This window comes from Pseudomonas sp. GD04158 (assembly GCF_029834875.1).
Classification (GTDB): Bacteria; Pseudomonadota; Gammaproteobacteria; order Pseudomonadales; family Pseudomonadaceae; genus Aquipseudomonas; species Aquipseudomonas hydrolytica.
Window position 1 is genome coordinate 1 of sequence record NZ_JAODYT010000022.1, and the last position, 13,643, is coordinate 13,643.

Here is a 13,643-nt window from a genome sequence, read left to right on the forward strand (position 1 = left end):
TATTGAGCACGGCCATCAGCATGGGTTTGCCGGGGAACGCCAGGGCATCGAACGCACGCGCCAGCGACTGTCCGGCCGCCACCCGCGGCGCCAGGTTGGCGAAATCCCGCCGCAGGCGGGCATTGCTCTGCGCCGCGCAGGCACGCGGCAGCGCGTCGAGCACCGGCATGCCGGCCTCCAGCAACAGGCCCAGGCTGTCGCAGAAATTGCGCAGGTCGGCCCGCCGCTGCAGGCTGCCCAGCAGCGGCATGGCCAGGATCAGATCATCCAGCGCAGTGGGCTGCGCCGCGGCACGCAGCTGCCAACGGCGCCACAGCCAGCGCACACCGAAATACAGGCCGAGCAGCCAGAGTACCGGCAACGCCACCTGCGCCAGATAGCCGCCCAGGCCGAGGGCACCGCCCACCAATGCCGGCAGAGGCTTGACCGCCAGCGCCAGCAGCAGAATGCCGGCGGGCAGAAGCAGGCGGGACTTCAGGGCAGCGGCATGGTTGGCCTGCTCGGCGTAACGCTGGGCCAACTGTTCATGAATATGCGCCAGTCCGCCGGCCTCCTGCGCGGCCCGTACCAGGGTGCTCTCCAATGGCGTGAATACGCCACTGAGCTGGCCGGAACTCGCCAGGTCGCGCCCGCCGCCGACCATCTGCCGCAGGCGCCTGACGGCCGGCTCATGGCGGGCGCCAAGCATCAGCCCGGCCAGTGCCTGGTCGATCGGCACACCGGCCCGCTCCATCGCCGCCAGGTGGGCAAATAGCTGGGCGCGGCTGTTCAGGTCGAGAGGCTTGGAAGTACGGGGCATCAGTGCGCTCGTCACAGGGGAAAGTCACAGGTTAACCAGCCTGCCGCGCGCACCTCCAGTCCGAGGTCAGCAAGGCGCGATTCAATCGACACGCAACAGCTCGGCCAGCGCCTCGTCATCGGCGCTGGGAAACCACTGCCGGTAGATGCGCTCCAGGCTGCCGTCCCGGCGCATCTCGTCCAGGGCACGCTGCCAACGCGCCACGCGTTCGAGATCGGTCTGCCGCGAGAAGGCGATGTAGGAGTCGTTGGGCATCAGGTCGAACTGTTCCTGCAACTGGCTGGCGTGCATGCCCTGCTCGGCCAACATGCCATCGAGGGTGAGGTTGTTGGCGAGCAGCAGCTTGACCCGGCCATGGCGGAACATGCGCAACATGTCCTGCGGGGTCGGCACCCCGTAGAGATTCTCCATCTGCTGTTCGCGCAACAGCTCGTAGCTGTACCACTGCTTGGGCACGGCAAGGGTGCCGAGCTGACGCACATCGTCCAGGTTGGCCACGCGCACGCCGGACTCCTTGAGGCTGTAGAAGCGCGTATGACCGCGGGCAATCGGCCCGACCCAGTGGAACAGGGGCTCGCGCGCCGGCGTGCGCACGGTGGAGAACAGGGCGGTATCGGCCTGCTGCCGAACCTGGTGGTAGCCGCGGGTCCAGGGCACCAGCTCGATGCGCGCCACCTCGCCGGTACGGCGGATCAGCTCTTCGACCACCGCCACCGCCATGCCGCTCGGCCGCCCCTCTTCGAGATAGCTGAACGGCCGGTAATCCTCGGTGTACAGCCTCAGCTCGGCAGCCGCCGCGCTCAGGCAGCAGAGCAGCACAAGAACACCGGCCATGCAATTCCGAATCATCGTTCGCCACCGTCTAGGGCGCGCCCTACAGCCAATTCAGGGCGACCAGGCGAAGGATGATAAACGCCCGTCTCGTGCATCACCAAGGCTGTTCTGGCGAGGCCATCTCGGCCAGCTTGTCGGCGGTGAGTACGCGGGGCTCGAGCAGCAGACGCAGACGCGCGGCAGCCGGTTCGCCACGCAAGGCGCGCTGCACCAGGCGCACCGCATGATCGCCGATGGCCTGCGGCTGTTGCAGCAACAATGCCTGGATCTCGCCCTGGCGCACGGCATCGAACAGCAGATCGCCGCCATCGAAACCGACGAAGCGCACCTGCCCGGCCTTGCCCAGCTGGCGCAGGGCCGCCAGGGTCGCGCGAGTGCTGCTGCCATTGGGGCTGAACAGGCCATCGAGCCGGGGCAGGTGTTCGCTCAGGGCGGCGACGATGCCTTCCCGGTCGTCGCCCAGATAGGCGTCAAAGGCCACCTCCAGACCGGCCGCCTGCGCCGCCAGCAGGAAGCCGCGTTCGCGCTCGCGGGTCGACTGCAAATCCTGACGCAGGCGCAGCAGGGCGACCCGGCCACGACCGCCCAGCAGTTCGGCCAGCTGTTGCCCGGCCAGCTGCCCAGCGAGGAAGTTGTCGGTGGCGACCAGGCCGTAGGCACCCTCTCCGGCGATATCACGATCGATGTACACCGTGGGGATGCCCTGCGCGCGCAGGGCCGCGACGCGCGACTCGATGGCCTGCCCGGTCGGGGCGATGATCAGCCCCCTGCAGCCGCGCGCCACCACCCGCTCGATGAGCTGCAACTGCACCTCCACATCGCCATCGTGACTGAGGCCACGGGTGTACAAGTCCAGCTCAAGCTCGTCGGCACTTTGCCGTGCACCGGCCTCCACCGCGCTCCAGAAGGTGGAGCTGCCGGCTGGCACCATGCCGATGCAGTCACGCGCCCAGCTGGCGCCGGGCAACAGAACGGCAGCACTGATCAGCAGATGGCATAGGCAGGCGATTCTCGGCATGACGTGAACTCCCAGGCTGTGCCATCACTTTAGCATCGCAAGGCGCCTGTTCTCGCCTGTCGGCAGGCTGTCGACTCATACTTTTTCACACTCCAAACCGACAGTCGGGCTGGCCCTGGCGCGCCGGGCAGGCGATCATCGGGCCTCCTAAGCAGACTCCAGCTACCATGACCGCAACTACCGACAGCCGTACCCCGACACACAAGCCCCGTCCGCTGATCGATCTGGCCATCAGTATCCTGATTCCCTCCTTCATCCTGATGAAGCTGAGCGGCGAGCATCGCCTGGGAGCCGACGGTGCGCTGCTGCTGGCACTGGCCTTCCCGCTGGGCTGGGGCGCGTTCGAGCTGATCAAGTACCGCAAATTCAACTTCATCGCCCTGCTCGGTCTGATCAGCGTCGCGTTGACCGGCGGTATCGGCCTGCTCAAGCTCGACACCCAGTGGCTGGCGGTCAAGGAAGCGCTGATTCCCGGGCTGATCGGCATCGCCGTGCTGGTTTCCACCCGCACCCGCTACCCGCTGATCCGCACCCTGCTGTTCAACAAGACGGTGCTCAACGTCGACAAGATCCACGAGCGCCTGGAACAGGGCGGCCACGTCGAGCATTTCGAAACGCGGCTGATGCGCGCCACCTACTGGCTCAGCGGCACCTTCTTCTTCTCCTCGTTCATGAACTACGTGCTGGCCAAGTGGATCGTCAACAGCCCGGCCGGCACCGAGGCGTTCAACGACGAACTGGGGCGCATGACTCTGCTCAGCTATCCGATGATCGCCATCCCCTCGATGATCATGCTGATGGCCATCTTCTACTACCTGTGGAAGACCATCCATGGCCTGACCGGCCTGAGCCTGGAAGAGATCATGGCCAACAGCGGCCAGGAATCGCAGTCCTGAACCTCGCCGGCCCAGCGGCCGGCGCGCTCCTGCCATGCTGACGCTGTCCGTCTATCCGGCGCTGTTTCTCTCGGCCTTCGGCGCGGCGACGTTGCTGCCGCTGCAGTCCGAAGCCGTTCTGGTCGCCCTGCTGCTGGCCGGCCAGCACCCGCTCTGGGCCCTGCTGCTGGTGGCCACCCTGGGCAACGTGCTGGGCTCCTGGGTCAACTGGCTGCTGGGCCGCTCCCTCGAACGCTATCGCGAGCGCCGCTGGTTTCCGGTCAGCCCGGCGCGGCTGCAGCAGGCGCAGGCCTGGTACGCACGCTATGGTCGCTGGTCGCTGCTGCTGAGCTGGATGCCGGTGATCGGCGACCCGCTGACCCTGGTCGCCGGGGTGATGCGCGAGCGCCTGTGGGTATTTCTGGCTATCGTCACCCTGGCCAAGGCCGGTCGTTATGCGGTGCTGGCCGCCCTTACCCTGGCCTGGATCTGAAGACGCCGACACGGCGATACGCGCTTGCCTGTTGAGCGAAAGCAGTGCCTCCCTGATACTGCGCAGCGCGCCGCGAAGGGCACCATCTGCCCGCGGCCATCGCGAGCCGACCTACAAGGTCGCTGAACATTAGCCTCGACAGCCCCCTGGCCGGCAAGATCGCCTGACGGGGCTGCCGAGCGAGGAGTCGCAGTGTCCGTTGTCGAAGCCAAACCCAAGCTGAAACGCAGCGATCTGATCTGGACGCTGATCGGTCTGAGCGCCGTGGTCGCCTCCTGCTTCCTGCTCTACCGCGAGCTGCGCACCATCTCCCTCGACGAGATCGCCGACAGCCTGCGCGCCATCAGCCACCTGAACTGGCTCATGGCCGCCGGCGCCACACTCGGTGCCTACTGGGCGCTGGCCTGGTACGACCGCATCGCCATCGCCCACCTGGGCAAGCAGATTCCCTGGCGCTTCATCACCCTGTGCTCCTTCACCACCTACGCCCTGGCTCACAACATCGGCGCCTCGGTGTTCTCCGGCGCGGTGGTGCGCTATCGCGCCTATCGCAGCAAGGGCCTGACGCCGCAGGAAATCGGCATCCTCATCGTCTTCTGCTCCTTCACCTTCGCCCTCGGCACCCTGCTGGCCAGCGGCTGCGTGCTGATCGCCCAGCCCGACCTGATCCACCGCGTCGCCGACATCACGCCGCTGGTCTCGGTGGGCATCGGCACGCTGCTGCTGACGCTGGTCGGCCTCTACGTACTCGGCGCCTGGCGCCAGTTCAAGCCCTGGACGCTGGGCAAGCTGCACGTGGAGTACCCGCGTCTGCCCATCGTCGCTCGCCAGTTGCTGGCCGGCCCGCTGGAGCTGTTGTGCGCGGCGGCGATCATCTATTTCGCCCTGCCGGCCGACAATCACCCCGGTTACCTGGTGGTGCTCGGCGTGTTCCTCGCGTCCTTCTCCCTGGCCCTGCTGTCCCACGCGCCGGGCGGCCTGGGCGTGCTGGAGGTCACCTTCCTCGCCGCCATGCCGGAAATCCGCCCGGCCGACGTACTGGCGGCGCTGATCGTGTTCCGCGTGTTCTACCTGCTGCTGCCGTTCGCCCTGTCGCTGCTGGTGGTGCTGGGCTTCGAGTGGAGCCAGTGGCAGAGCAGGCGGCACAGCGCCAACCTGCCGTCCTGACAGGCGGCTCGCCGTCGCCGCGCCCCTGACATAGAATGCGCGGCCATTTTTTCGGCCCTGCGTTTCCATGTCCTTCTCCACGCCTGCCCGCGCCTGCGGCATCGACTTCGGCACCTCCAACTCCACCGTCGGCTGGCTGCGCCCCGGCCAGGACAGCCTGCTGCTCCTGGAAGACGGCAAGATCACCCTGCCCTCGGTGATTTTCTTCAACACCGAGGAGCGCCGCCCGGTCTATGGCCGCCTGGCCCTGCACGAGTACCTGGAAGGCTACGAAGGGCGCCTGATGCGCTCGCTGAAGAGCCTGCTGGGCTCCAAGCTGCTGAAAAGCGAAACCACCGTGCTGGGCAGTGCCCTGCCGTTCAAGGACCTGCTCGGCTTCTTTATCGGCGAGCTGAAAAAACGTGCCGAAGCCCAGGCCGGGCGTGCCTTCGAGGAAGTGGTGCTGGGCCGCCCAGTATTCTTCGTCGACGACGACCCGGGCGCCGACCAGGAGGCGCAGAACACCCTGGTGAGCGTGGCGCACAAGCTCGGCTTCAGGGAGGTGTCGTTCCAGTACGAACCCATCGCCGCGGCCTTCGACTACGAGTCGAGCCTGGCGCGCGAGGAGCTGGTGCTGATCGTCGATATCGGCGGCGGCACCTCGGACTTCTCCCTAGTGCGTCTGGCCCCTGAGCGCCACCACCTGGCCGAGCGTCAGGACGACATCCTAGCCACTGGCGGCGTGCATATCGGCGGCACCGACTTCGACAAGCAGCTGTCGCTGGCCGGGGTGATGCCGCTGTTCGGCTACGGCAGCCGGATGAAGAGCGACGCCTTCATGCCCACCAGCTACCACCTCAACCTGGCCACCTGGCACACCATCAACGCGCTGTACGCGCAGAAGACCCAGCTGGCCCTGCAGAACATGCGTTACGACATCGTCGACGCCACCGGTATCGACCGCCTGTTCGGCCTGATCGAACAGCGCGCCGGGCACTGGCTGGCGATGCAGGTGGAAGAGAGCAAGATCGCCCTCAGCGAGCAGGATGCACGCCCTATCGACCTGTCGCGCGTCGAGCCGGGCCTGGTCGCCGAGCTGACCCGGCCGCTGTTCGAGAACGCCATCGAGCCGCTGCTCGAGCGCATTCGCGCCAGCCTCACGCAGCTGCTGGCCGATGCCGGCATCACTGCTGAGCAGGTCGACACGCTGTTCTTCACCGGTGGTTCCAGCGGCGTACCGGCGCTGCGCCAGAGCGTGGCGGCGATGCTGCCCAATGCGCGCAGCGTGGAAGGCAACACCTTCGGCAGCATCGGCAGCGGCCTGGCCATCGAAGCGAAGAAGCGCTACGGCTGAGGCAGCGGCGCGCGCCCATTCTGTTTCCAAATGTGCCCATGCGCCGCAGCGCCGGTCAGAGGGTCTAGGTTTACCCGGTGTTCAACCAGCCCACCGGGTGACCCGTCATGCTGAAGAAACTGCTGCTTCTCACCGCCACGCTTGGCTTGCTGCTCAGCGCCGCCCTTGCCCAGGCTCATCACGGCTGGAGCTCCTACGACGCGGACCAGCTCCTGACCCTGGAAGTGCCGCTGCAGAGCGTCAACTATCGCAACCCCCACGCCGATGTGAGCATCGAACACGACGGGCGCACCTGGCAGGTGATCCTCGCCCCGATCAGTCGCCTGCAAGCGCGTGGCCTGCCGGAGGCCGACCTCACAGCGGGCAAGACCGTGACCATAGTCGGCTACCCGCGCAAGGACGGCACCGCGGAAATCCGTGCCGAGCGCATCATCGTCGACGGTCGCACCATCGAACTGCGCTAGATGGACAGCCTGATCGCCTGGGCCGCCTGGCTGGAAGCCTCGGCGCTGGGCGAGCAGATGCGCAGCTCGGCACTGCTCTACCCGGCGTTCAACCTGCTGCATCTGCTGGGCTTGGTGCTGCTGCTTGGGCCCATGCTGCTGCTCGATGCGCGCCTGCTGGGCGCCGGCCGCGGCTTCCCGCTGACAGCGGTGTCGCGCACGCTGACGCCGCTGGCGGTAGCCGGCCTGTTGCTCCTGCTGGGCAGCGGCATCTGTCTGTTCGCCGCCGACGCCGGGCCGCTGGCAGTCGACCGTCTGCTGCAGCTCAAGCTGCTGCTGATCATGCTGGGCGTCGCCAATGCTCTGCTGTTTCGTCATCTGTGGAGTGCCCGGTTGAGCGACTGGGATACGCATGCGCCACTGTTCGGTCGACTACAGGCGGCGCTGTCGCTGCTGGCGTGGATACTGGTGATGAGCCTCGGCCGCCTCCTGGCTTACTTCTAGCGCGGCGTGCTTTGCCTTATCCTGCGCGCCTTCGCCCTCGAACAGGAATGCCCCGATGAAAGCCCAGCTGGAAGAACTGATCGCCAAGATAAGCTCCGGGTGCCTGGCCGAGGACGAGATCGCGCGTATCGCCGACGAGGCCGCGCAAGCCTATGCCGACCCGGCCGCCTTCCTCGCCGCCAATCCGGACGTCAACTACGACGATGAATTCCCCATCCCGCTGGGCGAGTGGGTGGTGGTCGGCAGCCTGCCGGATACCGTGCTGTTTCAGGCCGACAGCTATGAAGAGCTGTTCCAGCGCATCACCGAGTCCTTCGGCCCGCAGGTGCAGTTCGTGCTCAAGCCCAAGCAACTGGCCAAGACCGAGCCGCTCAAGGCGCTCAACCGCATTCAGGTGCAGCTCTCGGCGCTGTCGCCGGAAACCGGCGGCTATGTGCTGGTGGACTTCAGCGAACCGCTGGACGACGAGCTGCAGGCGGTACTGGTGTACGCCAGCGACCTGCCGCGGGTGATGGAGCTGGCGGTGGAAGTGGGCATCTATGCCGCGCCGGCGCTGGAAGCTCTGCAGGCAGAGCAGGCTGGAGAATAAGCCCGCATAACCTGTAGGAGCCCGCTTGCGGGCGATCCGCGATGATCGCCGGCAAGCCGGCTCCTACAAGATCTACGGCAAAGCAGGTCGACAGCTCGCGGATTGCATCCGGGCTACAAGGCCCCGCGCAGCGCTTTCTCGAACAAGGCGCTGTACTGCGCGGCGCTGAAGGCGATGGGGTTGGTGCCCGCCGAAGGGTCCACCTCGGCCATGCGCCCGACCTGCTCGATGCGTGCATCGTCGATGCCGATCTCGCCCAGGCTGTGGGCGATACCCACTTCGCTGCGCAGCGCCAGCACCCAGTCCAGTACCGCCTCGAAGCCGCTGCCCGGCAGCGCCAGATAGCGCGCCATCTTCTCCATCTGCGGCTCGATGGCGCCGCGGTTGGCCACCAGCACGTAAGGCATCAGCACTGCGTTGAGCAGGCCGTGATGGGCGTCGTACAGCGCCCCCAGCGGATGGGCCAGCGCGTGCATGGCGCCGAGGCCGCGCTGGAAGGCGGTGGCGCCCATGCTCGAGGCCACCAGCATCTGCAACCGCGCCTCGACGTCGGTGCCCTGACTGACCGCACGCGGCAGGTACTGCTGCACCAGGCGCATGCCCTCCAGCGCGATGCCCTCGGCCATGGGATGGAAGAGCGGCGAGCAGAAGGCCTCCAGGCTGTGCGACAGCGCGTCCATGCCGGTGGCGGCGGTGAGCTTCGCCGGCAGGCCGACCGTCAGCTCCGGGTCGAGAATCACCAGCGCCGGCAGCATCCGCGCGTGGAAGATGATGCGTTTGATATGCGCCGCGTCGTCGGTGATCACCGAGGCGCGGCCGACTTCCGAGCCGGTGCCGGCGGTGGTCGGCACCGCCACCACCGGCGCCATGCCGGCGACATTGACCCGGCTGGCGTTATCGCCGACGTCCTCGAAATCCCACAGCGGTCGATCCTGGCCGACCATCAGGGCGATGGCCTTGCCGGCATCCAGCGCCGAGCCGCCGCCAAAGGCGATCACCCCGTCATGCCCGCCGGCCTTGAACGCCGCCACACCGTCCATCACGTTGGCGCCGGTGGGGTTGCCCTTGATCGCCGAGAACAGTCCTGCGTTCAAGCCTGCATCGCGACACTGGCGCAGCGCCGCGTCGATCATCGGTAGCGCGGCCAGGCCGGGGTCGGTACACAGCAGCGGCGCGCGCATGCCGAGCTGGCGGCAGGCCTCGGCCAGCTCGCTGATGCGGCCGACGCCGACGCGCATCGAGGTGGGGTAATTCCAGTTCATGCGGTACTGATCGAGAATCATTGCGCGCCTCACAGCTGAGTCTTGAAGTGGAAGGATTTCGGCCGGGTCAGCTGCTCGTAGCCGACCCTTGAGAGGGTGCAGCCACGTCCGGAGTGCTTCACCCCGGTCCAGGCCAGCCCAGGGTCGAGGTAGTCGCAGCGGTTGAGAAACACCGTGCCGGCCTCCACCCGATCGGCCAGGGCCATGGCGGCATCGACGTCGCGGCTGAAGATCGCCGCGGTCAGGCCAAACTCGCTGTCGTTCATCAGCGCCAGCGCCTCCTCGTCGCTGGCGACCTTCTGGATACCCACCACCGGGCCGAAGGATTCCTCGGTCATCACGCGCATTTCATGGTTGACGTTGGTCAGCACCTGCGGCGCCAGGTAGGGCGTACCCGGCGCATCCAGGGGAAACTCGGCCGGGTCGATATGCGCCCTGGCGCCCTGCGCGACCGCCTCGGCGATCTGCGCGCGGACGAAATCGGCGGCGTCGGCCCGCACCAAGGGGCCCAGGGTGATCTGCGGGTCATCCGAGCGCCCCAGCTTGTACTGGCGCACCAGCGCCACCGCCTGCTCGACGAAGGCGTCGTACAGCGACTCGTGCACGTAGATGCGCTCGATACCGCAGCACGATTGGCCGGAGTTGAAGAAGGCGCCGTCGATGGCGGTTTCCACCGCATGGGCCAGGTCGGCGTCGGCGCGCACATAGGCCGGATCCTTGCCGCCCAGCTCCAGGCCGACGCTGATGAAGCGCCCGGCCGCCGCCCGCTCGACCATGGCCCCGCCCGGCACCGAACCGGTGAAGGCGACGTGGTTGATGGTCGGCGCGCGAATCAGCGCTTCGGTCTCGCCGTGGCTCAGGTGCAGGTACTGGAACACGCCTTCGGGCAGGCCGGCCTCGGCAAAGGCCTCGACCATGCGCTCGGCGCACAGCGGGGTCTGCGCCGAGTGTTTGAGCAATACCGCGTTGCCCGCCAGCAGTGCCGGCATCACCGCATTCACGGCGGTCAGGTAGGGGTAGTTCCAGGGCGCGATGACCAGTGCCACACCCAACGGCTCGCGGCGGATGAAGCGGGTGAAGCCGGGCTTGTCCGGCAGGCGGATATCGGCCAGCGAACCCTCGGCGATATCGGCCATATGCGTGGCGCGCTCGACGAAGCCGCGGATCTCGCCGGCGGCGTAGCGGATCGGCCGGCCCATCATCCAGCACAGCTCCTCGGCCAGCTGGCTTTCGCGTGCGGCGAAGGCGTCGATGGCGCGCCGACCGATGGCGATGCGCTCACGCAGCGGTGTGCGTTTCCAGGTCTGCTGCGCCAGCTCGGCACGGGCAAGCGCGGCCTGGATCTCGGGGTTGGAGGCCAGGTGACGTTCGACGTAGACCGAACCGTCGATGGGGGAAATGCATTGCAGTTTGCTCATTAGGTGCTCCACGAATCTTGCCTTCGTAGCCCGGATGCACTCCGGGGACACTCGACGAAAAGCCGCCCCGGATTGCATCCGGGCTACGGGAATGGGGAATCAGATGATTTCGAAGTAGCGATCCAGCTCCCAGTCGCTGACATGGCGGCGGTACTCGCGCTCTTCCCATTCGCGGCTGGCGGCGAAGTGCTCGACGAAGGCGTCGCCGAACAGCTCGCGCGCCGCCTGCGAGCCCTTCAGGCGCTGCGCCGCATCCCACAGCGTGCGCGGCAGCGCCAGCTCCTCGGGGTGCTTGACCGCATAGGCGTTGCCGCTGACCGGCGCGGTCGGCTCCCACTGCTGCATGATTCCGTACAGCCCCGAGCCGATGGCCACCGACAAGGCCAGGAAGGGATTGCCGTCGGCGGCGCCGAGGCGGTACTCCTGGCGCTGCGACTTGTCGCTGCCGGGGATCACCCGCAGCGCCGCGGTGCGGTTCTCCACGCCCCAGGTGGCGTCGGTGGGTGCCCAGAAGCCGGGAATCAGACGCCGGTAGCTGTTCAGGGTCGGCGCCACCATGCACAGGAATTCCGGCATCAGGCGCTGCTGGCCGGCGAGGAAATGCCGCTGCAGCTTGCTCATGTTGTGCGCCTGATCGGGATCAAAGAAGGCCGACTTGTCGCTCGCACGGTCGCGCAGGGACACGTGGATATGCCCGCTCTGCCCGGGGTACTTGCCCGACCACTTGGCCATGAAGGTGGCCATCAGGCCGTTGCGCTGGGCCAGCACCTTCATGAAGGTCTTGAACAGCGCGCCCTTGTCCGCCGCCGCCTCGGCGCGGTCATAGGCGATGGCCGCCTCCAGCACACCGGGGCCGGTCTCGGTATGCAGGCCCTCGATGGGAAAATCCATCGCCTCGCCCATCTCGAGGATCTGGTGATAGAGCTCGGCGTGCACCGAGTTGCGGATCATCGAGTAGCCGAACCAGTCCGGGGTGAACGGCTTGAGATCGCGAAAGCCCTTGGCCCGCGCCGACTCCGGCGTTTCGTCGAACATGAAGAATTCGTACTCCAGCGCCGCATAGGGCTCGAAGCCCATGGCCTGGCAGCGCTCGATCACCCGGCGCAGGGTGCCGCGCGGGCACACCGCCTCGGCCTGCTGATCGAACTCGGCGAGAAACAGCAACATGCCGTTTTCGAAGGGAATCTCGCGACAGGTGTGCGGCAGGATGCGCACCGGCGCATCGGGGTAGCCGCTGTGCCAGCCGGTGTACTGGGCGTTGTCGTAGAGCTGGTCCTTGACGTCCCAGCCGAGCACCACGTCGCAGAAGGCGAAGCCGTGCTCCAGGGCGGAGAAGAACTTGCTGCGGCTCATGTACTTGCCGCGCATCACCCCATCGTTGTCGAACAGACCGACCTTCACGTGGCTCAGGCCACGTTCCTCGACGATGCGCCGGGCATCGCCCAGGGTCTTTACATCCCGTGGTTTGAACATGCTAACCCCTGTGTCTTGTTGTTATCGCGGGCGGGTTCGGCGCACGGCTGGGCATTCATGACCGGCCTGGCAGGGCCGACAGCGCATGGGCACAGCACGACGCCTATGACAGCGTCCGTTTCAGGCCCATTGAGTGTGGTACAGGATTGCCGGGATGGCAGGTCGAGGCGGGAAAAATCTGCCTGCGCGGCGCCAGGCCGGCAGGACTAACCGTAGGGTGCGCCGTGCGCACCAGACAACCGAGGCCGGCCGCGCACCAAACAGACCTGGGGCCTCGCCAATAGAACCGCGCCCGTACCTAGGGGTACGGGCGCATGGTTTCGCCTGACGCTGCGCAGGCTCAACCGCGATAAGGCGCCCCCGCCTTGGCCATCAGCGCGTTGTACTTCTTGAAGATGTCCACCACCTTGGCGCAGCGCGGGCTGGTCTTGGCGATCTCGTCCCAGAACTTCAGCGCCTCGGCTTCCACCGTGGCCCACTCCTCGGCGGGGATGGAGGTCAGCTGCAGCTTGCCGCCCTCCACGCGCAGCTGCGCCTCGCCGCCCCAGTACCAGTGCTGGCGGTAGTAGTTGGAGCTGTCCATGCACAGCTTGAACAGGGTCTTGAGGTGTTCGGGCACCTCGGCCCATTTGTCCGAGTTGGCGAAGTAGGAGCCGATCCAGGCGCCGGAGATGTTGTTGGTGAGGAAGTACTTGGTGACGTTGGCCCAGCCCACCGTGTAGTCCTCGGTGATGCCGGACCAGGCGATGCCGTCCAGCTCGCCGGTCTGCACCGCCACCTCGACGTCTTCCCAGGGCAGGGTCACCGGAATCACGCCGAAGCGGGCGAGGAACTTGCCGGCAGTAGGAAAGGTAAAGATGCGCTTGCCCTTGAGGTCAGCCAGTTTGGTGATCGGCTGCACCGTGGCGAAGTGGCAGGGGTCCCATGCGCCGGCGCCGAGCCAGGTGACGCCCTTGACCTCGCCGTAGGCCTCGGCCCAGATCTCGTTGAGGCCGTACTGCTCGAACAGCACCGGCACGTCGAGGCTGTAGCGGGTGGCGAAGGGGAAGTAACCGCCGAACACCGAGACGTCCACCGGTGCGGCGATGGAGTCGTCGTCGCTCTGCACCGCGTCGATGGTGCCGCGCTGCATGGCGCGAAACAGCTCGCCGGTGGGCACCAGCTGGTCGGCGAAGTACAGCTGGATCTCCATCTGGCCGTTGGCCGCCTTGTTGAAGGCATCGATGGACGGCTTGATCACGTGCTCGGCCAGCGCTGGGCCGGCGTAGGTCTGCAGGCGCCAGGTGATCTTCTTCGGCTCGGCGGCGTAGATGTGCGCCGAGCCAAGGGCAGCGGTGCCGACCGCGGCGGTTTTCAGGAAATCGCGTCTCGTACTCATGCTGGTCTCTCCAATAGTGTCGATGCAGATGCAATACAACCGCTCATTGCCGCCGCG

At 66.8% G+C, this 13,643-nt stretch carries 14 protein-coding genes; 7 read left to right on the forward strand and 7 right to left on the reverse strand.

Going from position 1 to position 13,643, the window contains the following annotated elements; all coding sequences use genetic code 11:
• From N7333_RS10790 to N7333_RS10800, 3 genes are all read right to left on the reverse strand, one after another.
• On the reverse strand, positions 1-799 hold a 799-nt coding region (locus N7333_RS10790), incomplete at its 3' end, for a type II secretion system F family protein (RefSeq protein ID WP_279858823.1).
• Between the two features lie 81 nt (positions 800-880).
• Complete coding sequence (locus tag N7333_RS10795; RefSeq protein ID WP_252576725.1) at positions 881-1,633, reverse strand: transporter substrate-binding domain-containing protein; 753 nt, start codon at positions 1,631-1,633, stop codon at positions 881-883.
• Between the two features lie 94 nt (positions 1,634-1,727).
• Positions 1,728-2,651 carry a substrate-binding domain-containing protein gene (locus N7333_RS10800; RefSeq protein ID WP_003246887.1) on the reverse strand — a complete coding sequence of 308 codons (924 nt, stop codon included), beginning with the start codon at positions 2,649-2,651 and terminating at the stop codon, positions 1,728-1,730.
• 167 nt (positions 2,652-2,818) lie between these two features.
• Here N7333_RS10800 and N7333_RS10805 point away from each other — a divergent pair, with 167 nt between their 5' ends.
• The 7 genes from N7333_RS10805 (at position 2,819) to N7333_RS10835 (ending at position 8,055) form a co-directional block, all read left to right on the forward strand.
• Complete coding sequence (locus tag N7333_RS10805; RefSeq protein ID WP_003246886.1) at positions 2,819-3,547, forward strand: VC0807 family protein; 729 nt, start codon at positions 2,819-2,821, stop codon at positions 3,545-3,547.
• A gap of 34 nt (positions 3,548-3,581) precedes the next feature.
• Complete coding sequence (locus N7333_RS10810) at positions 3,582-4,019, forward strand: YqaA family protein (protein WP_011920871.1); 438 nt, start codon at positions 3,582-3,584, stop codon at positions 4,017-4,019.
• Between the two features lie 192 nt (positions 4,020-4,211).
• Positions 4,212-5,186, forward strand: a complete 975-nt coding sequence (locus tag N7333_RS10815; RefSeq protein ID WP_003246884.1) for a lysylphosphatidylglycerol synthase domain-containing protein — start codon at positions 4,212-4,214, stop codon at positions 5,184-5,186.
• 67 nt (positions 5,187-5,253) lie between these two features.
• Positions 5,254-6,519, forward strand: a complete 1,266-nt coding sequence (locus N7333_RS10820; protein ID WP_129482805.1) for an Hsp70 family protein — start codon at positions 5,254-5,256, stop codon at positions 6,517-6,519.
• 107 nt (positions 6,520-6,626) lie between these two features.
• Entirely contained in the window at positions 6,627-6,983 is a 357-nt protein-coding gene (locus N7333_RS10825; protein ID WP_003246882.1) for a DUF6152 family protein, read from the forward strand.
• Positions 6,984-7,466, forward strand: coding sequence for a hypothetical protein (locus N7333_RS10830; protein ID WP_003246881.1), 483 nt, complete (start codon positions 6,984-6,986; stop codon positions 7,464-7,466).
• A 55-nt stretch (positions 7,467-7,521) separates the two neighbouring features.
• Positions 7,522-8,055: a hypothetical protein gene (locus N7333_RS10835; protein ID WP_129482804.1), complete on the forward strand. Its 534-nt coding sequence runs from the start codon at positions 7,522-7,524 to the stop codon at positions 8,053-8,055.
• Between the two features lie 113 nt (positions 8,056-8,168).
• On the opposite strand, the gene N7333_RS10840 is transcribed toward N7333_RS10835, so the two are convergent.
• The 4 genes from N7333_RS10840 to N7333_RS10855 form a co-directional block, all read right to left on the reverse strand.
• Positions 8,169-9,338: an iron-containing alcohol dehydrogenase gene (locus N7333_RS10840; protein ID WP_129482803.1), complete on the reverse strand. Its 1,170-nt coding sequence runs from the start codon at positions 9,336-9,338 to the stop codon at positions 8,169-8,171.
• Between the two features lie 8 nt (positions 9,339-9,346).
• On the reverse strand, positions 9,347-10,735 hold the full coding sequence (locus N7333_RS10845) for an aldehyde dehydrogenase family protein (RefSeq protein WP_129482802.1): 1,389 nt from the start codon (positions 10,733-10,735) through the stop codon (positions 9,347-9,349).
• A gap of 99 nt (positions 10,736-10,834) precedes the next feature.
• Positions 10,835-12,208, reverse strand: coding sequence for a glutamine synthetase (locus N7333_RS10850; RefSeq protein ID WP_011920867.1), 1,374 nt, complete (start codon positions 12,206-12,208; stop codon positions 10,835-10,837).
• A 340-nt stretch (positions 12,209-12,548) separates the two neighbouring features.
• Positions 12,549-13,586 carry a TRAP transporter substrate-binding protein gene (locus tag N7333_RS10855; RefSeq protein WP_003246876.1) on the reverse strand — a complete coding sequence of 346 codons (1,038 nt, stop codon included), beginning with the start codon at positions 13,584-13,586 and terminating at the stop codon, positions 12,549-12,551.
• Positions 13,587-13,643: the final 57 nt, after the last annotated feature.